We start from the raw sequence: 609 nt of genomic DNA, 5'->3' as shown, positions 1-609 counted from the left end.
GTTGAAGCATAAGGAACCCAAGTTGGCCTCAGAGCATTACTGCTCACATTATGGAGCCTTTGATAGTGGCATTGAACGCCAACAACTGCACCCTCAGTACGGGTAATCGGCGTGCCAGCAAATGCCACAGGAGTGTAGGTAACCGCATAGGTGTAGACGAGCTCATCCTCGGTCATCATCAACACACTATTGCAGTCCTGCAGTGCATATTCAAAGATGAGCACCCCAGAGGCAGAGTCCTCACCAACAACAGGACAGCCTCCCATAGACAAACCACTTGGCTGGATCAGCTGACCATTGCTGAACATATCCTTCTTCACCTCCACATGAACCCGGTTCTCACTGCATTGAACAGCCACACTACTGGGAGTCACAGGTTGCCTCAACTGGAAGTTCGCCGCCAACTCACGTTGCACTTCTGGGACAACTGGAAACTTCCAGTCCAAAGGCTTGACTGGACCCTGCATCAGCTGCTTCTCCTGAAGACCAAGAGGCTCTTGCGCAAATCTTCTGGAGTCAAGAACCGGAAACTGATAATCCTTTTGGAAAGGATTCAAGAACCCTTGAGAAGAAAGAGCATGACCTCTGGAAGCCGGAGCTGATTGTGGC

1 protein-coding gene is annotated in these 609 nt (G+C 50.7%); it reads right to left on the bottom strand.

What is annotated here, in order from left to right:
* On the bottom strand, positions 1-557 hold a 557-nt coding region (locus I6F41_RS17975; protein WP_197108918.1), incomplete at its 3' end, for a zona pellucida domain-containing protein.
* Between the last annotated feature and the right edge of the window lie 52 nt (positions 558-609).

This window comes from Pseudoalteromonas sp. SCQQ13, from assembly GCF_015864415.1.
GTDB classification, from domain to species: Bacteria; Pseudomonadota; Gammaproteobacteria; order Enterobacterales; family Alteromonadaceae; genus Pseudoalteromonas; species Pseudoalteromonas nigrifaciens.
This window is presented reverse-complemented; position numbering and strand designations above follow the sequence as displayed.